This is a genomic window from Streptomyces sp. NPDC093600 (genome assembly GCF_044764755.1).
Classification (GTDB): Bacteria; Actinomycetota; Actinomycetes; order Streptomycetales; family Streptomycetaceae; genus Streptomyces.
In genome coordinates, this window is record NZ_JBIWIU010000003.1 from 22,989 (window position 1) to 39,714 (window position 16,726).

18 protein-coding genes and 1 pseudogene are annotated in these 16,726 nt (G+C 71.5%); 10 read left to right on the forward strand and 9 right to left on the reverse strand.

Annotated features, from left to right (window positions below; all coding sequences use genetic code 11):
* Nucleotides 1-40: 40 nt before the first annotated feature.
* From ACIRB4_RS10090 to ACIRB4_RS10100, 3 genes are all read right to left on the reverse strand, one after another.
* A complete protein-coding gene (locus tag ACIRB4_RS10090; RefSeq protein WP_403289719.1) occupies nt 41-877 on the reverse strand; it encodes a DUF4097 family beta strand repeat-containing protein in 837 nt (278 codons plus the stop codon).
* A gap of 134 nt (nt 878-1,011) precedes the next feature.
* Entirely contained in the window at nt 1,012-1,542 is a 531-nt protein-coding gene (locus tag ACIRB4_RS10095) for a hypothetical protein (protein ID WP_403289721.1), read from the reverse strand.
* A gap of 201 nt (nt 1,543-1,743) precedes the next feature.
* Nucleotides 1,744-2,652: an oxidoreductase gene (locus tag ACIRB4_RS10100; RefSeq protein ID WP_403289723.1), complete on the reverse strand. Its 909-nt coding sequence runs from the start codon at nt 2,650-2,652 to the stop codon at nt 1,744-1,746.
* Nucleotides 2,653-2,765: 113 nt separating this feature from the next.
* Between ACIRB4_RS10100 and ACIRB4_RS10105 the strand changes: the two genes are divergently transcribed.
* Nucleotides 2,766-3,764 (forward strand): helix-turn-helix domain-containing protein, encoded by a 999-nt coding sequence (locus tag ACIRB4_RS10105; RefSeq protein ID WP_403290409.1) that lies wholly within the window; start codon nt 2,766-2,768, stop codon nt 3,762-3,764.
* A 54-nt stretch (nt 3,765-3,818) separates the two neighbouring features.
* Nucleotides 3,819-4,466 carry an alpha-ketoglutarate-dependent dioxygenase AlkB gene (locus ACIRB4_RS10110; RefSeq protein ID WP_403289725.1) on the forward strand — a complete coding sequence of 216 codons (648 nt, stop codon included), beginning with the start codon at nt 3,819-3,821 and terminating at the stop codon, nt 4,464-4,466.
* A gap of 10 nt (nt 4,467-4,476) precedes the next feature.
* Here ACIRB4_RS10110 and ACIRB4_RS10115 read toward each other — a convergent pair whose 3' ends face one another.
* From ACIRB4_RS10115 to rhaI, 6 genes are all read right to left on the reverse strand, one after another.
* Entirely contained in the window at nt 4,477-5,154 is a 678-nt protein-coding gene (locus ACIRB4_RS10115; RefSeq protein WP_403289727.1) for a lactate utilization protein C, read from the reverse strand.
* Complete coding sequence (locus ACIRB4_RS10120; RefSeq protein ID WP_403289729.1) at nt 5,151-6,584, reverse strand: LutB/LldF family L-lactate oxidation iron-sulfur protein; 1,434 nt, start codon at nt 6,582-6,584, stop codon at nt 5,151-5,153. The genes ACIRB4_RS10115 and ACIRB4_RS10120 overlap by 4 nt, the downstream gene beginning before the upstream one ends.
* Nucleotides 6,581-7,336, reverse strand: a complete 756-nt coding sequence (locus tag ACIRB4_RS10125) for a (Fe-S)-binding protein (RefSeq protein WP_403289731.1) — start codon at nt 7,334-7,336, stop codon at nt 6,581-6,583. The genes ACIRB4_RS10120 and ACIRB4_RS10125 overlap by 4 nt, the downstream gene beginning before the upstream one ends.
* A gap of 140 nt (nt 7,337-7,476) precedes the next feature.
* The gene (locus ACIRB4_RS10130) at nt 7,477-8,925 is read right to left on the reverse strand and encodes a rhamnulokinase family protein (RefSeq protein ID WP_403289733.1); all 1,449 of its coding nucleotides are present in this window, start codon (nt 8,923-8,925) and stop codon (nt 7,477-7,479) included.
* The gene (locus ACIRB4_RS10135) at nt 8,922-10,970 is read right to left on the reverse strand and encodes a bifunctional aldolase/short-chain dehydrogenase (protein ID WP_403289735.1); all 2,049 of its coding nucleotides are present in this window, start codon (nt 10,968-10,970) and stop codon (nt 8,922-8,924) included. The genes ACIRB4_RS10130 and ACIRB4_RS10135 overlap by 4 nt, the downstream gene beginning before the upstream one ends.
* Nucleotides 10,971-11,086: 116 nt before the next feature.
* Entirely contained in the window at nt 11,087-12,250 is a 1,164-nt protein-coding gene (rhaI, locus tag ACIRB4_RS10140) for an L-rhamnose isomerase (RefSeq protein WP_403289737.1), read from the reverse strand.
* A 533-nt stretch (nt 12,251-12,783) separates the two neighbouring features.
* Here rhaI and ACIRB4_RS10145 point away from each other — a divergent pair.
* The 8 genes and pseudogenes from ACIRB4_RS10145 to ACIRB4_RS10180 form a co-directional block, all read left to right on the forward strand.
* The gene (locus ACIRB4_RS10145) at nt 12,784-13,083 is read left to right on the forward strand and encodes a gas vesicle protein (protein ID WP_403289738.1); all 300 of its coding nucleotides are present in this window, start codon (nt 12,784-12,786) and stop codon (nt 13,081-13,083) included.
* 72 nt (nt 13,084-13,155) lie between these two features.
* Nucleotides 13,156-13,593: a gas vesicle structural protein GvpA gene (locus ACIRB4_RS10150; RefSeq protein WP_403289739.1), complete on the forward strand. Its 438-nt coding sequence runs from the start codon at nt 13,156-13,158 to the stop codon at nt 13,591-13,593.
* Nucleotides 13,594-13,596: 3 nt separating this feature from the next.
* Entirely contained in the window at nt 13,597-14,310 is a 714-nt protein-coding gene (locus ACIRB4_RS10155) for a GvpL/GvpF family gas vesicle protein (RefSeq protein ID WP_403289740.1), read from the forward strand.
* 25 nt (nt 14,311-14,335) lie between these two features.
* Nucleotides 14,336-14,593, forward strand: coding sequence for a gas vesicle protein GvpG (locus tag ACIRB4_RS10160; protein WP_403289741.1), 258 nt, complete (start codon nt 14,336-14,338; stop codon nt 14,591-14,593).
* 95 nt (nt 14,594-14,688) lie between these two features.
* Nucleotides 14,689-15,147, forward strand: coding sequence for a gas vesicle protein (locus tag ACIRB4_RS10165; RefSeq protein WP_403289742.1), 459 nt, complete (start codon nt 14,689-14,691; stop codon nt 15,145-15,147).
* Nucleotides 15,144-16,031, forward strand: a complete 888-nt coding sequence (locus ACIRB4_RS10170; RefSeq protein ID WP_403289743.1) for a GvpL/GvpF family gas vesicle protein — start codon at nt 15,144-15,146, stop codon at nt 16,029-16,031. The genes ACIRB4_RS10165 and ACIRB4_RS10170 overlap by 4 nt, the downstream gene beginning before the upstream one ends.
* Nucleotides 16,028-16,264 carry a gas vesicle protein gene (locus tag ACIRB4_RS10175; protein ID WP_403289744.1) on the forward strand — a complete coding sequence of 79 codons (237 nt, stop codon included), beginning with the start codon at nt 16,028-16,030 and terminating at the stop codon, nt 16,262-16,264. Before ACIRB4_RS10170 ends, ACIRB4_RS10175 begins: the two co-directional genes overlap by 4 nt.
* Nucleotides 16,261-16,617, forward strand: a pseudogene (locus ACIRB4_RS10180) (gas vesicle protein K); the annotation flags it as partial. The gene ACIRB4_RS10175 and the pseudogene ACIRB4_RS10180, both read left to right, overlap by 4 nt.
* Nucleotides 16,618-16,726: the final 109 nt, after the last annotated feature.

The window sequence follows — 16,726 nt, forward strand, 5'->3', positions numbered from 1 at the left end:
GGTGACGCGGTCATGGGTCGCGCTCCCCCTTCCGGGGAGGTCAGGCGCGGCGGATCACGATGTCGCCGACGCTGGTACGGGCACGGATCTCGACGGTCTCGTCGGAGGCGTCGGGGCCTTCGGCGTCGCCGAGCGCGTTGCGGAACGTGCCGAACTTGGAATTCACGTCCAACCAGGCGGCCGTGGACTCACGGATGCCGACCTCCACGTCACCGACCGCGGTCTGGAGGTCGATCACGCCGCGCGCCACCTGGTTCACGCTGATCGCGCCGTTGGCGGCCTTGGCCTCGACCGAGGCGTGCGCGATGCCGACCGTGATGCGGCCGTTGGAGGCGTTGACCTTGAGGTCGCCGGTGATCTCGCCGATCGAGGTTTCGCCGTTGCCGTTCCTGACGGTCGCCGCTCCCGCGATCTCGCCGATGTCGACCCGCCCCGACCCGTGGATCTCGGAGTCGCCCACGGCCCGGCCGACGCGGACGTCGCCATGGCCGGTCCGCAGGTTCACGGCGGAGGCCTCGTCGAGCCGGATGTCGCCGAGCGAGGTCTTGACGCGGCACTCGCCGAGCGGTCCCTCTCCGATGTAGTCACCCATCGGGGAGGTGCCGCGGACGTGCGATCCGGCGGGAAGCTCGACGGTCACGTCGATGGAACCGTGCTTCCCGAACAGGCCGCGCTTCTTCGGCCCCTTGAGGGAGAGGGTGCCGTTGGCGTACGTGACCTTGGTCTGCTGTGCGGCCCGTACGTCGGCGTCCTCGGCGCCGTTGCTCGGCACCACCTCGACAACCGTGTCCTGCCGCTTGCTCGCGGTGATCCGCACATTGCCGACCTCGAACTCGAGGACCGCGGTGATGGGTTCGGGGGTTTCGTAAGAAGGCATGGCTGTCCCGTCCTCGTGACTCTGGAGTGTGTATCCGCAGGTGGGAAGGTGGTGGTGTGTGTGATGTCGGAGTGGGGATCCCGGCGAGGACCTGTGCGGCCCCGGCCGGCCCGGACGCCCGCTGGACAAAGCCCCTAGCGGACCCAGCCCTGGTAGCCCTGGCCTCGACGCGGGGCGCGGGGGGCGGGCTGGGCCGGTGAGCCGCCCGGCTCCAGGGCGGTGGCCACCGCCCGTACGAGCCAGGCGTTCACGGACAGGGCCTCTTGAGCGGCCGCGTACTCCACCCGAGCCTTGAGGTGCGCCGGCAGGCGGAAGTTGATGCGGGCCGTCCCCCCCTCCTCGTTGTCGGCCGGAGATGGCGCCACGGGCGGTGCCACCGATGCCGCGACGGCGGGGGCCTCCTCGGCGGAGGGTTCGGCGGCCGGGGGCGCCGTCACCACGAACTCGGGGTCGAGCCCGCGCAGCCGTACGTCCACCGAGCCCGGGGCGAGGTCGCGGGTGATCTCGTCCGAGGCGTCGGACAGCGCGTTCAGGAGGGTCAGCCGGGCGGCCGACTCAAGGGGTGCGGTCAGCCGCTCGGCCAAGGCGCGGGCCTCGTCACCGCCGGCGCTCGCGGCGACCGCGAGCTCCCGGCGGAGGTGATCGACGTAGGGGGTCAGGTCCATGAGTGCCATAGTGGCACCACTGTGGCGCCACTCGCAAGCCATTGTGGCGCCGTGTGGCATCTCATGGCGTCGTGCGGCCCCCTCATGCGCCATCTGGCGGTGCGGTCCGCCGTTCCGATGCCATGTCGCCGAGCGGTGCCACGTGGTGCCGTGATGGTGCCATCCCGCGATCGGGCACCGCCCCCCCGTACGCCTCGTCTCTCACGCTGCCCTGCGGTGCACGGAGTCGAGAAGCGCCAGCTCGTCCGCGGAGAGCCGCAGCGCACCGGCGGCCACGTTCGCGGCCAGGTGCTCCGGGTCGCCCGTGCCGGGGATGGCCAGTACGTGCGGCCCCTGGTGCAGCGTCCAGGCCAGCCGCACCTGTGCCGCGCTCACCGCGTGCGCCCGGGCCAGGGCCAGTACCTCGGCGCTGTCGCCGCCGCTCGCACCCGCCTCCCGCCCGGTGCCGGCGATCGCGTAGAACGGTACGAACGCGATCCCCTGCTCACCGCAGGTCCGCAGGAACGCGTCCTGTTCGGGCCGTACGCCGATGCCGTACATGTTCTGGACGCAGACCACGGGAGCGATGGCCTGCGCCTCGGCCAGCTGGTGGGGGTGGATGTTCGACAGGCCGAGGTGCCGGATGAGGCCGGCCCGGCGGAGTTCGGCGAGCGCGCCGAAGCGTTCGGCGATCGAACCGGTCCCGACGATGCGCAGGTTCACCACGTCGAGGTGGTCCCGGCCGAGCTGGCGCAGGTTCTCCTCCACCTGGCCGCGCAGCTGCTCGGCGGTGGCGTGCGGCGACCAGGCCCCTGACGGGTCCCGGCCCGGCCCGACCTTGGTGGCGATCACGAGATCGTCGGGGTAGGGGGCCAGTGCCCGGTTGATCAGCTCGTTGGCGGAGCGCAGCGGCGAGAAGTAGAACGCGGCGGTGTCGATGTGGTTCACCCCGAGCTCCCTGGCGCGGCGCAGCACGCCGATCGCCTCCTCGCGGTCGCGGGGGACGGCGTCGGGGATGAGCGCCTCGCCGCTCTGCGGCAGGCGCATGGCGCCGAAGCCGATCCGGTTGACCGTGCGGTCCCCCAGTGTCCAGGTGCCGGACGCCGCTGCTGTGATCGTCTGTGAGGTCATGTCGGGGATGGTCTCCGCCCGATAGGCTGCCGGGCCATCGATTAAGGCATCTGTGAATCCTCGGGGTGGATGTGCTGGCGGAGCTGGCGTTCTCGGTGAGTGACCTGGCGCGGATGCGGTTCGCCGTCTGCCCCATGTGGGAGGTCGGGCCCAGCATGCGCCTGCTCCGGGCCGGCTCCACCCCTCTCGTACACCGGACCTGGGTCTCGCAGGTACGGCCGCGGCTGGCCGCCGCGGGCCTCGACCGGGGCCGGTTCGCCGCCCTGGTCCCGCCCTCGGGGTATGTCCCCGACTTCCTCAACCCGGCGCCCGCCGGGCCCGTGCCCTCCCTGGAGGAGGAGCTCGCCGGGATCCGGGCCACCCCCGCCGGCCGGGTCCGCCGTGAGCTCGACCGCCTCGCTCACGAGCAGGGGAGTCTCGGCCCCCTGTCGCGTGCCTTGTACGCCGATCCGCGACGCGAGCTGGCCGCCCTCGCGGAAGAGATCGAGACGTACTGGAAACTGGCCTTGGCGCCCTACTGGCCGAGGATCCGCGAGGTGCTCGACTCCGACATCTTCCACCGGCTCCGACAGCTGGCCGAGCACGGCGCGGGCCGCCTCTTCGCCGAGCTGCACCCCTCGGCGAGCTGGGACGATCACGCACTGCGGCTCGCCGGCCGGCCGGGCCCGCTGTCCCGGCCGTCGGCCGGTGCCGGGTTGCTGCTGATCCCGTCGGTGTTCGCCGGGCCGGGTCTGTTCACCCGCGTGACACCGCCCGACCCGCCCCAACTGGCCTATCCCGCCCGGGGGGCCGGCTCGCTGTGGGAACCACGGCCTCTCCCGCGAACCGATGCCCTCGCCGCCGTGCTGGGCCGCTCGCGAACCCGGCTGCTGACCGAGCTGGACTCCCCGGCCTCCACCAGCGAACTCGCCCGCCGCACCGGGCTCTCGGCGGCCGGTGTCTCCCAATGTCTGACCGCCCTGCGCGATGCGGGCCTGGTCAGCGCCCACCGAGTCGGCCGCCGTGTCCTCTACGCCCGTACCTCCGTCGCGGAGGAGCTCTGCGCGGCCGCCGCGCCCACCCGCCACAGGGCCGAGGAAGCTCCTGATCGCGCTGCTTCCGATTCCTCCTGATTCACACGGCTCCTGATTCGTGCAGGCGTTCGATTGTTCGTCTACGCTGGAACCATGACCGCACCACGACCGGACATCCCCGGCCTCCAGGGATCCCTCTTCGACCAGGACACCGACATCCGGCTCGGCCCCCTGGACGGCGTGCGGCGGACCGCCCTCGACGGCGGGGCCTGGGTCGACCACCTGCCCGGCTGGCTGAGCGGTGCCGACGCGCTCTTCGAGGAGCTGGTCGGTGCGGTGCCGTGGCAGGCCGAGGAGCGGAAGATGTACGACAACGTCGTCGCCGTACCCCGTCTCCTCGCCTACTACCGCGAGGGCGCCCCCCTCCCGCACCCCGTGCTCGCGGAGGCCCGCGAGGCCCTCAGCGCGCACTACGGCTCCGATCTCGGCGAACCCTTCGTCACCGCCGGTCTCTGTCTCTACCGCGACGGACGCGACAGCGTCGCCTGGCACGGCGACCGGACGGGGCGCTCCGCCACCCGCGACACGATGGTCGCCATCCTCTCCCTGGGCGACCCCCGCGACCTCGCGCTCCGCCCCCGAGGCGGTGGCTCCGTGGCGCTCCGGCTTCCGCTGGGCCACGGCGATCTGCTGGTGATGGGCGGCTCCTGCCAGCGGACCTGGGAGCACGCGGTCCCGAAGACCAGCCACGCGGTCGGGCCACGCATCAGCGTCCAGTTCCGCCCACGGGGAGTGGGCTGAGGAGGCCTGGTCAGAGGCCGCGGGCCGACGCCCGTCCTGGCTCCGGGTCCCCGACGAGCACGACGTCGAGACGGCGCGGGCCGTGGACGCCCTCGACGCGGTCGAGTTCGATGTCGCTCGTGGCGGAGGGGCCGGAGATCCAGGTCAGCGGGCGGGCCGGATCGAGGCGTTCGAGAGCCTGGGGGACGGACGAAACGACCTGCTCGGGGGCGCGGACCAGGCAGATGTGGTGGTCGGGCACGAGCGTGAGGCGCCGGCTGCCCTGATCCTGGCCGCCGTCCAGGACGAGGGTGCCGGTCTCGGCGATCGCCAGCGCGCAGCCCGTCACCACGGCGTCGCACGTGTCGAGATCGTACGGAGTCAGGTCGGCGCGATCGGGATACGGAGTGACGTCCGCACGGTCGAGCACCCGGGCCGGCAGCCCACGCGGGACGAGCACGCGTCGAGCGCCGCGCTCGGCCAGCAGGCGCCCGACGAGCTCCGGAAGCTCCGCCGGCCGACAGCGGTGCACGGCGGCCCGGTACTCCTCCAGGTTCTCGGCGAGGAGGTCGACGCGCTGCTCGGGGGTGAGGCCGCCGTGCTCCCGGGCGTAGTCGCGGGTCACCGCCCGCGCGTACGGCACGTCTGCCTCGGGGACGTCGGCAAGGGCCTGCCGGATCCGTCCCAGGACCGACTCTCTGTCGCTCACCGCGAGCCCTCCCCGCGTTCGTGCTCCCGCTTCCACCAGGCGCGGAAGGGCTGGGCGGGCACCTCGGGCAGATCGCGGCTGTCCGTCCACGCCCGCCCCGGCCCCGGAAGGCGTGCGGGGTGGAGCCGGCGCGTGAAGGAGGCGAGGCGCTGACCCGCGGCCAGGACGCGGGGATGGCGGAAGACCCAGGCGGCGGCGCCCATGGCCGCTCGCTCCGTACGATGACCCGGATTCTCGGCGACCTTCTCGCGGAGGTGGACGAGCACTTCAGGGATGTCGATCGCGACGGGGCAGACGTCGTAGCAGGCGCCGCACAGGGTGGAGGCGTACGGCAGGGAGGCGTCGATGTCGCTGGTGGTGCCCCGGAGTTGAGGCGTGAGGATGGCGCCGATCGGGCCGGGATAGACCGATCCGTAGGCATGCCCGCCGACACGTTCGTACACGGGGCAGACGTTGAGACAGGCCGAACAGCGGATGCACCGCAACGCCTGACGGCCGACCTCGTCGGCGAGCGCGGTGGTACGGCCGTTGTCGAGCAGCACCAGATGGAAAGCCCGCGGCCCGTCACCGTCGCTGGTCCCGGTCCACATGGACGTGTACGGGTTCATCCGCTCCGCCGTCGAGGAGCGGGGCAGGGTCTGCAGGAAGACCTCCAGATCACGCCAGGTCGGCACGATCTTCTCGATCCCGACCACCGAGATCAGGGTCTCCGGCAGGGTCAGACACATCCGCCCGTTGCCCTCCGACTCCACCACCACCAGGGTGCCGGTCTCGGCCACCATGAAGTTCGCCCCCGAGATCCCCACCTTCGCCCGCAGGAACTTCTCCCGCAGATGCAGCCGGGCCGCCTCCGCCAACTCGGCCGGCGCGTCACCGAGATCCTCCGGCGCCGGACGCCCCCAACGCCCCATCCGCGAGGCGAAGATGTCCCGGATCTCACCGCGGTTGCGGTGGATGGCCGGAACCAGGATGTGCGAGGGCCGGTCCTCGCCCAACTGCACGATCAGCTCCGCCAGATCCGTCTCGTAGGCCGTGATGCCCTCGGCTGCCAGGGCCTCGTTCAAGCCGATCTCCTGCGTGGCCATCGACTTGACCTTGACCACCTCCGACTCGCCCGTCGCCTTCACCAGCCCCGCGACGATCCGGTTCGCCTCCTCCGCGTCACCGGCCCAGTGCACCCGCCCGCCCGCCGCCGTCACGGCCTCCTCCAACTGGACGAGGTATGCGTCCAGATGACGCAGCGTGTGATCCTTGATCTGCTTCCCGGCCTCCCGCAGCCGCGCCCAGTCCGACAACTCCGCGACCGCCCGGGCACGCTTGTCCCGGATCGTGTGCGTGGCGTGCCGCAGATTCGCCCGCAGTACCCCATCACCCACCGCATCACGCGCCGCCTCAGGGAACGACGGCATCCCCACGAACGTCCCACTCACGCCAACGGCTCCTCTTCCGTACTCGCCAGGATCTCGGCGATATGGACCGGGCGGACGCCGGCCTTCAGGCGGCGCATCGTTCCTCCGATGTGCATCAGGCACGAATTGTCCGCCCCGCAGAGCACCGAGGCCCCCGTCGACACCGCCGACCGCACCTTGTCGGCGCCCATCGCCGCCGACACCTCCGCGTTCTTCACCGCGAACGTCCCCCCGAAACCGCAGCACTCCTCCGCCCCCGGCAGCTCCACAAGCTCCAGACCCCTCACCGCCTCCAGCAGACGCCTCGGCCGCTCCCCGAGACCGAGACCCCGCAGGCCGTGACACGAGGGGTGGTACGTCACCCGGTGCGGGAAGTACGCGCCCACGTCCGTCACCCCCACCACATCCACCAGGAACTCCGTCAGCTCGTACGTCTTCGGAACGAGCGGGGCGACGGCCAGGGCGAGTCCGTCCCCCCGGCCCTCCACCCGCGCCCGCTCGCCCATGCGCGGGTACAGCTCGCGGACCATCGCCCCGCAGGAGCCGGACGGGGTGACGATGGCGTCGTAACCGCCGAACACCTCGGCGAACCGGCGGGCGAGCGGCTCGGCCTGGCGCCGGTGGCCGGTGTTGTAGTGCGGCTGCCCGCAGCACGTCTGGCCCATCGGGAAGTCGACGTCGACCCCCAGCCTGGCCAGGAGTCTCACCACGGCACGGCCCGTGTCCGGATAGAGCGTGTCGTTCACGCAGGTGAGGAAGAGGGCGACACGCATCGCGGCTCCTTCGAGTCCATCGGTGGGACTCCGGGTGGGCACGGTGTCAGGGCCGCGCCCACCCGGAGGGTTCATGGCCGGTTCTACGCGATGATCCGCCGGCTGGCGGTTGTACGCGAGAATCGGCCGGGCTGCCGGTTCTACGCGATGATCCGCCGGGCCGCCGCGTCCCAGGCGGTCCTGTCGCCCGACGGTTCGTACCGGCGCGACGGCTGCGTACGGGCGAGGAGTTCCCGCATCGCGGCGCGGTCCCCGACGAGTCCGTGCGCGCGCGCCTGGACCAGGACATTGCCCAGCGCCGCCGCCTCCACCGGGCCGGCGACCACCGGCAGCCCGCACGCGTCGGCGGTGAGCCGGCACAGCAGGGCGTTCCGGGCCGCACCCCCCACCAGGTGCACCACGTCGACGGGGTGGTCGGCGAGCCGCCGCGCCTCGTCGATCGCCCGGCGGTGGGCCAGGGCGAGCGAATCGAGGATGCAGCGCGTCGTCTCCCCGCGCGTCGAGGGGACCGGCTGACCGGTGGCCCGGCAGGCGTCGGCGATCCGCTCCGGCATCCGGCCCGGCGCGAGGAAAGCGGCGTCGGAGGCGTCCACCACCGACCGGAGACCGGGCGCCTTCTCGGCCTCCCGCAGCAGGCCCACGACATCGCTCTCGCCCCAGACGCGCATGCACTCCTGAAGCAACCACAGGCCCATGATGTTGCGAAGATAGCGGACCGTTCCGTCGATGCCCGACTCGTTGGTGAAGTTCGCCCTCCTGCTCGCCTCCGTCAGCACGGGCGCCTCCAGTTCGAGCCCGGCCAGCGACCAGGTGCCCGTACAGATGTAGGCGTACCGCTCGCCCCTCGCGGCGGGCACGCCGGCCACGGCGGACGCGGTGTCGTGCGACCCCACCGCCGTGACCGGCACCGGAGCGCTCGCCCCGACGTACTCCCGTACGTGGGGCAGCAGCGCGCCCGCCGGATCGCCGGGGTGCCGAAGAGGTGCGAAGAGGCCGAGATCGACACCCAGCGCCTCCGCCACCCCCGACGACCAGCCGCCCGTGCGGGCGTCGATCAGCTGGGTCGTCGAGGCGTTGGTCACCTCCGTCCCCTGCTCGCCCGTCAACCAGTACGTGATCAGATCGGGAATCAGGAGCAGGCGCCGCGCGGCCGCGAGTTGAGCCGTGCCCTGGGCCGCCACCAGCTGGTAGAGCGTGTTGAAGGGGGCGTACTGGATCCCCGTCTGGGCGTACAGCCGTTCCGGGGGGATCTTCTCCCACACCCTCTCCGCCACGCCGTCGGTACGGGAGTCGCGGTAGTGGACGGGCGGCCCGAGCAGGTTTCCGTCGGCGTCGAGCAGGCCGTAGTCCACGGCCCAGCCGTCGACGCCGACGGAGTCGACCGGGCCGGCGGCCCGCAGCCCGTCCAGGATCCCGGAGTACAGGGCGAGAACGTCCCAGCGCAGCCCTTCGGGGAGGCGGCACGGCCGGTTCGGGAACCGCTGGACCTCGGTCAGGTCGAGGAGGTCCCGGCCGACCTGGCCGACCATGACGCGCCCGCTGCTCGCGCCGAGGTCGACCGCGGCGAACGCCTTCGTCCGTCCGCTCATCGCAGGAAGGCGGCGGCGACGCCCGCGTCCACGGGGACATGGAGGCCGGTGGTGTGCGTGAGGTCGCCGCCGGTGAGGGCGAAGACCGCGCCGGCCACATGCTCGGGCAGCACCTCCCGCTTGAGCAGGGTCCGCTGGGCGTAGAACTCGCCGAGCCTCTCCTCCTCGATGCCGTACGTCGCCGCCCGCTGGGCGCCCCAGCCGCCCGCGAAAATCCCCGAACCGCGCACCACCCCGTCCGGGTTGACGCCGTTGACCCGGATGCCGTGCTCGCCCAGTTCGGCGGCGAGCAGGCGGACCTGGTGGGCCTGGTCGGCCTTGGTGGCGGAGTAGGCGATGTTGTTCGGGCCGGCGAAGACGGCGTTCTTGGACGCGATGTACACGATGTCGCCGCCGAGGCCCTGCGCGATCATCACCCGGGCGGCCTCCCGGGAGACGAGGAAGGAGCCGCGGGCCATGATGGCGTGCTGTACGTCCCAGTCGTCCGCCGTCGTCTCAAGCAGCGGCTTGGAGATCGAGATCCCCGCGTTGTTGACGACGAGATCGACGCCTCCGAAGGCGAGCACCGCGCTGTCGAACGCCCGGGCGATCTGCCGCTCGTCGGTGACGTCGACCGTCACCGGCACCGCCCTGTCCGGGCCTCCCAGCTCCTCGGCCACTGTCGCCGCGCTCTCGGCGTCGCGGTCCGCGACGACCACGCACGCGCCCTCGGCGGCCAGCCGGCGCGCGATCGCCCGGCCGATGCCGCTGCCCGCCCCCGTGACCAGGGCGACCCTGGTCGCCAGGGGCTTCGGCTTCGGCAGACGCCGCAGCTTGGCCTCCTCCAGCTCCCAGTACTCGATGCGGAACTTCTCCGACTCCTCGATGGGCGCGTACGAGGAGACCGACTCGGCGCCGCGCATGACGTTGATCGCGTTGATGTAGAACTCGCCCGCCACCCGCGCCGTCTGCTTGTCCTTGCCGAAGGAGAACATGCCCACGCCGGGGATCAGCACGATCGCCGGGTCGGCGCCGCGCATCGCGGGGGAGCCGGCGGTGGCGTGCCGGGCGTAGTACGCGGCGTACTCCTCGCGGTAGGCGGCGTGCAGCTCCTTCAGACGGCCGACCGCCTCCTCCGGCGGGGCCGTGGCCGGTAGGTCGAGCACCAGGGGCCGGACCTTCGTCCGCAGGAAGTGGTCGGGGCAGGAGGTGCCGAGCGCCGCCAGGCGGGGGTGCTCGGCACGGGCCAGGAAGTCCAGGACCGCGCCGGCGTCGGTGAAGTGGCCGACCTGCGGCCGGTCCTTCGAGGCGAGGGCGCGGATGTGCGGGGCGAGGGCGGCGGCGCGTGCACGGCGCGCCCGCTCCGGCAGCGCCTCGTACCCCGGGACGACCGGACCGAACGGCTCGGGCGCGCCCCGCTCGGCGAGGAACGCCTCGGCGGTGCGGATGATGTGCAGCGAGTTGGCCTCGCACTCCTCGGGTGTGTCGCCCCAGGCGGTGATGCCGTGCCCCCCGAGGACGCAGCCGATCGCCTGCGGGTGGGCGGCCTTGACGGCGGCGATGTCGAGGCCGAGCTGGAAGCCGGGGCGGCGCCACGGCACCCACACCACACGGTCGCCGAAGCACTCGGCGGTCAGCTTCTCGCCGTCCGCCGCGCAAGCCAGGGCGATGCCGGAGTCCGGGTGGAGATGGTCGACGTGGGCGGCCTCGACCAGGCCGTGCATCGCGGTGTCGATGGAGGGGGCCGCGCCGCCCTTCCCGTACAGGCAGTGGTCGAACGCGGCGACCATCTCGTCCTCGCGCTCCACCCCCGGATACACGTCCTTGAGCGCCCGTAGCCGGTCCAGCCGCAGGACCGCGAGCCCGTCCTCGGTGAGGGTGCCGAGATCGCCGCCCGAGCCCTTCACCCACATCAGCTCGACGTCCGTACCGGTCACGGGATCCGTGCCGGTTCCCTTCGCCGACGTGTTGCCGCCGGCGTAGTTGGTGTTGCGGGGATCCGAGCCCAGACGGTGCGAGCGGGCCAGCAGGGCGGCCGGTGCGGGGGGAGGCAGTGCGGAAGACATGGATCGATCGCCCTTCGGGACGTGACGAACGGGGAGAGGGTGTGCGGGTGTTCCGCGTCGGACGCGCTCGGTGTCGGGGCGGTCGGTCAGGCGCCCCAGCCCGCGGGGGCGGTCGGTCAGGCGCCCCAGCCCGCGGGCGCGCCGCCGACGCGCTCCTCGGTGACCTTCCGTGCCCAGCCCGAGCGGTGGTAGGCGGCGACCGGATCCGGGTCGAGTCCACACTCCTCACGGACCTCCGCCAGCAGCGGGCGTACGTCGGTGTTGTAGGCGTCCATCAGCACGGCGTTCGCCTCCAGTACGTCACCGGACCGCTGGGCGGCGGCGAGTGCCTGGCGGTCCACCAGGAGGGCCTTGGCGGTGGCCTCCTGCACGTTCATGACGGAGCGGATGATCGCGGGGATCTTGGCCTCGACGTTGTGGCACTGGTCGAGCATGAAGGCGACGTCGGGGCCGAGGCCCTCGCCCCGGACCACCTCGTACATGATCCGGAACAGCTGGAAGGGGTCCGCGGCGCCCGCCATGAGGTCGTCGTCGGCGTAGAAGCGGGAGTTGAAGTCGAAGCCGCCGAGCTTCCCCTCGCGCAGGAGCGTGGCGACGATGAACTCGATGTTCGTGCCGGGGGCGTGGTGCCCGGTGTCCACGACGACGCGGGCCTTGGGGCCCAGCTTCAGGCAGTGGGCGTAGGCGGTGCCCCAGTCCGGGACGTCGGTGGTGTAGAAGGCGGGCTCGAAGAACTTGTACTCCAGCAGCATGCGCCGGCCCTCGCCGAGCCGGTCGTACACCTCGCGCAGCGCTTCGGACAGCCGGTCCTGACGGTCACGGATGTCGTCCTGGCCGGGGTAGTTGGTGCCGTCCGCGAACCACAGCTTCAGATCCCTGGAACCCGTCGCCTCCATGATGTCCACGCACGCGAGCAGGTGATCCACGGCCTTGCGGCGCACCTTGGCATCGGGGTGGCACACGCTGCCGAGCCGGTAGTCGTCGTCCTGGAACGTGTTCGAGTTGATGGTGCCGAGCCGCAGGCCCCGCTCCTCGGCGTACGCGGCCAGGGCGGCGTAGTCGTCCACCTCGTCCCAGGGGATGTGCAGCGCGACGGTGGGAGCCGCTCCGGTGAACTCGTGAACCTTCGCCGCGTCGTCGAGCTTCTCCCACGGAGTGCGGGGGACGCCGGGCTGGGTGAACACCTTGAACCGGGTTCCGGAGTTGCCGTAGGCCCAGGAGGGCGTCTCGACGGCTTGCGCCTTGAGAGCGGCCTTCACGGCCTCGTGCACGTCAGTCATGAGCCACCTCGGAAGCTGGGCCGGTCTGTGAATCGTTTCAGTAACGCTAAGCCCTGGCTTCTTCCATGGTCAAGATGGGTGAGGGGGTGTGCGTGAAAGGATTCAAGAGATGAGCTGGCGGAGGTCATCGCACGGTGCACGTGCCCCGCCGGATACGCCCCAGGTCGGCACCAGGACGCCTCGAACAGGCCGTCAGGGCAGTCCCACGGGACGGGGCGGCAGCGGCCACGCACGGTGCCTGAGCCGGCCGGCCCCGCCCCCCGCATGACCGCCGATGGCTCCACCGCGGTCACGCAGCCTGACGCCAAGAGCCAACTGCGCTCCGCCGCTCCCGAGTTGAATCACGTGGCGGCACCGTCCCGCCAGGTTCCGGGGCTCCAGGTTCGGCGCGGCGCGGGCGGATTCGCGTCGTCGCTCCGGTGAATTGCCATGAGATACGCATACGTTCCGGACGCACGGGCACGCGAACGTCAGCCACAGACGGCGGACGGAGAGATTCTCCACGCCGATCTTCCGGGCCTACAGGCGGGATCATGAACGCGACTGACGACGAACGTGACAGGAAAACCGGCGAGCGTATCGACATCTCCACCGCGATGAGACGGGCCTCCGCCCAGCTCGCGGAACTTCTCCGGTGCGAGCCGGGATCCGTCTCGGCGGTGAAATCCACCGAAGAGGGCTGGTCGGCCGATGTGGAAGTGACCGAAATCGAAAAGGTCCCGGACACGATGAGCGTCATGGCGTCCTACCACGTCGCTCTCGACCCCGAGGGCCGACTCGTCGGGTACGAACGGACGAGACGCTACGCCCGAGGCCAGATCGACCGCCGCTGACGGCGGACGGGGCGCAGGCACCCCCAAGCGGGGCCGCCGGGCGCCGAAGGCACCATCGGAAGGAGTTCCATCGTGACACTCGTCCAGCAGAGCAACGCAACGAGCGGCGGAAGCGGTTCCGGAAATCTCTACGATGTTCTGGAACTCATTCTCGACCGGGGTCTCGTCATCGACGCGTTCGTACGCGTCTCCCTCGTCGGGATCGAAATACTCAAGATCGACGTCCGTGTGGTCGTCGCCAGTGTGGACACCTATCTGCGGTTCGCCGAGGCGTGCAACCGGCTCGATCTGGAATCCGGCCGAAAGGCACCGACCCAACTGACCGAGATCGTCGGCGACATGACCGAGAACGGCGCCAAAGGAAAGTCGAAGGGCGCACTGAGCGGTGCCGTCGAGGCGTTCACGGACACCTTGCAGGGCAAGCGCGAGGAATCCGAGGAAGAGCCGCGGAAGCGGTCGGCACGCAAGACCACCTCCAGCCGTTCGTCGGCCCAGGGAAGCGAGGAGTAGCGCATGTCCACCTACGTCTACGCCATCACCGGCGCGGACCACCCGTTGCGGCTGGACGACCTCCAGGGAGTGGGCGACCCGCCGTCGCCCCTGCGGACCGTCACGACCGGCACCGTGGCCGCGGTCGTCAGCGACGCGCCCGCCGGGCTGCGGGCCAAGCGCCGTGACGTGCTGGCCCACGAGAACGTCCTCGAAGCCCTGATGTCGGACGGCGCGACCCTGCCCATGCGCTTCGGGCTGCTCGGCCCGGACGACGAACGGGTGGCCGAGGTCCTGGACCGGGAGGCTCCGGCCTACCAGGAGCGGCTGGCCGAACTGGACGGCCATGTGGAGTACAACCTCAAGGCCGCCCGCGACGAGCAGGACATGCTGCGCGAGATCCTCACGCAGTCCGAGCAGGTACGGCAGCTCAACGAGCGCACCCGCTCGAACCCGGCGGCCCACGACGAACGGGTCGCCCTGGGGGAGCTGGTCGCCCATGAGGTGGCGGCCCGCGGCGGCGGCCAGGCCGAGGAGACGATGCAGCGTCTCTCCCCGGCCGCGGCCCGCGCCTCCCGCAGCGAACCCGGAGCGAGCCACTTCCTCAACGTGTCGTTCCTCGTCCCGACCGGGTCGACGGACGCCTTCGTACGCGCCGTGCAGGAGGAGGCCGACCGGCTGGGTGAGGCGTACACCTTCACCCTGACGGGGCCGCTTCCCCCGTACAGCTTCGTGTGACCGCCCCGGGAGGGAGGTGACGGCCATGGGACTCATCACCGGCGTGCTGACCTTCCCGCTGGCGCCCGTACGCGGCACGGCCTGGGTTCTCGACCAGGTGCTGCTCGCCGCGGAGCGGGAGTACTACGACCCCGAGCCGGTGCGCGCACAGCTGGCGCGGCTCGCGGACGACCTGGCGAACGGCCGTATCGACGCCGAGGAGTTCGACCGGCGAGAGGACGAGCTGCTGGACCGGCTCGACGAGATCGAGGAGTACCGCCGGCGACGGGGGAACAGCTCATGACCGCCCCGAGCGAGGGCCGGCCGTAGGCCGGGTCCGTAGCCGTACCCAGGCCGTCGGCAGCGACCGCGAACCAGCACACAGACAGGGACGACACCGTGTCCGATTCACTGGCAGGCCGTATGCCCGCCCCACCGCGCGCCGCGCCGGTCCAGGGCCCGCAGGGCTCGTCCGCCAACCTCGCGGACATCCTGGAGCGCGTGCTCGACAAGGGCATCGTCATCGCCGGCGACATCCAGATCAATCTCCTCGACATCGAACTCCTGACGATCAAGCTCCGGCTGCTGGTCGCCTCGGTCGACAAGGCGAAGGAGATGGGCATCGACTGGTGGGAGCACGACCCCTCGCTCTCCTCGCGGGCACGCCCCGCCCCTCCGGTCGAGGGCGGGCACGAGCCGGCGCTCGACCGGAGGGACCCGCTGGCCGAGGAGAACGAGCGCCTGCGCGCTGAACTCGCCCGGCTGCGATCGGTGGCCGGCTCTACGAGTGCGGGTGCGGATGCCGGTACCGGTGCGGGTTCCGATGCCGGTGTCGTACGGGAGGAGGGCGAGAGGTGAGCACACAAGAGCGGACACGGGAGACGGCTGCCGCCCTGGGCACCGCCTCGGACGGGTCGGAGACGACGCTGACGTACGTGTACGCCGTCGGCCGCGACGACGGTGTGCTCCGCGGCGTCGCCGGCCGCCTGGCCGGAGTGGACGGTCACGAGCTGGGGCTGATCGGTGGCGGCGGCTGGGGCGATGGCGGCGGGCTCGTCGCGCTCGTCTCGTCCGTACCGGCCGATGTGTTCGGCGAGAGCGCGCTGCGGGCTCAGATGGAGGACCTGGGAAGACTGGAGGAGATCGCCCGCGCCCATCACGCCGTGATCGACGCCGCGTTCGCCGAGACGGTCGTGCTTCCCCTGCGCCTGGCGACGGTCTATCTGGACGAGCGCCGGGTGGTCGCCATGCTGACCGAGCAGCGGCTTCCCTTCGAGCGGCTCCTGGCGGAGCTCGACGGACATGTCGAGCTGGGAGTGAAGGTCTACGCGGACCCGGCCGCCGTCAGTACGCTTACGGCCCCCACTCCGCCGGAGGCGCCGGCCGCCCCGGCCAGTCCGGGCAGGGCGTATCTGGCCCGGCGGCGGGCCCAGCGGCGCGGCACGCAGGATCTCTACCGAGCCGCCGGGGACATCGCGGCCGAGGCGCGGAGTGTGGCGGAGTCGCTCTCCCGCGCCAGGGCGGTGCACCGCCCCCAGCAGGGGGAGCTGTCCCGGCATCGGGGCGAGAACGTCAGCAACGAGGCGTATCTGGTGGCCACCGAGGACGCGGACCGGTTCCGGGAGCGCGTCGGTGACCTGGCCCTGCGCGCGCCGGGCGTCCACGTCGAGGTGACGGGCCCCTGGGCTCCGTACTCCTTCGCGACAGCGGAGACGGGCGGGGACGAGGGCGCACCACGATGAGCGCGCCGTTCGCGGGCGACGGCTTCCAGGACAGGGAGCCTCTCGCCGGGCCGCCGGTGGCCCTGATCGACCTGCTGGACCGCCTCCTGAACGGGGGAGCGGTACTGACCGGGGACCTCGTCCTGTCCGTCGCCGACGTGGACCTGGTCCACGTCAACCTCCGCGCGGTCATCCGTTCGGTCACCGGTGACGAACCGGCTCCCGAACTCATCTCAGGGAGGCACTCGGCGTGAAGGAAACACCCCCGGCACCGGACGCGGTCCGGACGTCGGACTCCGCCCCGACGGTGAAGGAAGGTGCCCGGAGAGGCGTCCCCACGGCTCGACGGCTGGCCACGGACCCGGACACGGTGGAGCGGGACCTCATCAAACTCGTCCTCACCATCGTCGAGTTGCTCCGTCAGCTGATGGAACGCACCGCCGTCCACCGGGTCGACCAGGGAGACCTCAGCGAGGACCAGGAAGAACGCATCGGCATGACGCTGATGATCCTGCAGGAACGAATGGAAGAGCTGTGCGAGAGATACGGCCTTTCGATGGACGATCTGAATCTGGATCTGGGGCCGTTGGGGTCATTGCTTCCCCGTGACTCGATCGGCCGTGACGGAATGTTCTCAGTGACGGAATCCGGCGGAATCTTCTCCGTGACGGAACCCGGCGCAACGCCCCCCGTTTCATCAGTGGTTGAGCGGCAAG

Coding starts and splice junctions, on each gene's coding strand:
- ACIRB4_RS10090 (WP_403289719.1), bottom strand. CDS start 877: ATGCCTTCTTACGAAACCCCCGAACCCATCACCGCGGTCCTCGAGTTC.
- ACIRB4_RS10130 (WP_403289733.1), bottom strand. CDS start 8,925: ATGAGCGGACGGACGAAGGCGTTCGCCGCGGTCGACCTCGGCGCGAGC.
- ACIRB4_RS10125 (WP_403289731.1), bottom strand. CDS start 7,336: ATGCGTGTCGCCCTCTTCCTCACCTGCGTGAACGACACGCTCTATCCG.
- ACIRB4_RS10155 (WP_403289740.1), top strand. CDS start 13,597: ATGTCCACCTACGTCTACGCCATCACCGGCGCGGACCACCCGTTGCGG.
- ACIRB4_RS10100 (WP_403289723.1), bottom strand. CDS start 2,652: ATGACCTCACAGACGATCACAGCAGCGGCGTCCGGCACCTGGACACTG.
- ACIRB4_RS10160 (WP_403289741.1), top strand. CDS start 14,336: ATGGGACTCATCACCGGCGTGCTGACCTTCCCGCTGGCGCCCGTACGC.
- ACIRB4_RS10135 (WP_403289735.1), bottom strand. CDS start 10,970: ATGTCTTCCGCACTGCCTCCCCCCGCACCGGCCGCCCTGCTGGCCCGC.
- ACIRB4_RS10175 (WP_403289744.1), top strand. CDS start 16,028: ATGAGCGCGCCGTTCGCGGGCGACGGCTTCCAGGACAGGGAGCCTCTC.
- ACIRB4_RS10105 (WP_403290409.1), top strand. CDS start 2,766: ATGCGGTTCGCCGTCTGCCCCATGTGGGAGGTCGGGCCCAGCATGCGC.
- ACIRB4_RS10145 (WP_403289738.1), top strand. CDS start 12,784: ATGAACGCGACTGACGACGAACGTGACAGGAAAACCGGCGAGCGTATC.
- rhaI (WP_403289737.1), bottom strand. CDS start 12,250: ATGACTGACGTGCACGAGGCCGTGAAGGCCGCTCTCAAGGCGCAAGCC.
- ACIRB4_RS10095 (WP_403289721.1), bottom strand. CDS start 1,542: ATGGACCTGACCCCCTACGTCGATCACCTCCGCCGGGAGCTCGCGGTC.
- ACIRB4_RS10110 (WP_403289725.1), top strand. CDS start 3,819: ATGACCGCACCACGACCGGACATCCCCGGCCTCCAGGGATCCCTCTTC.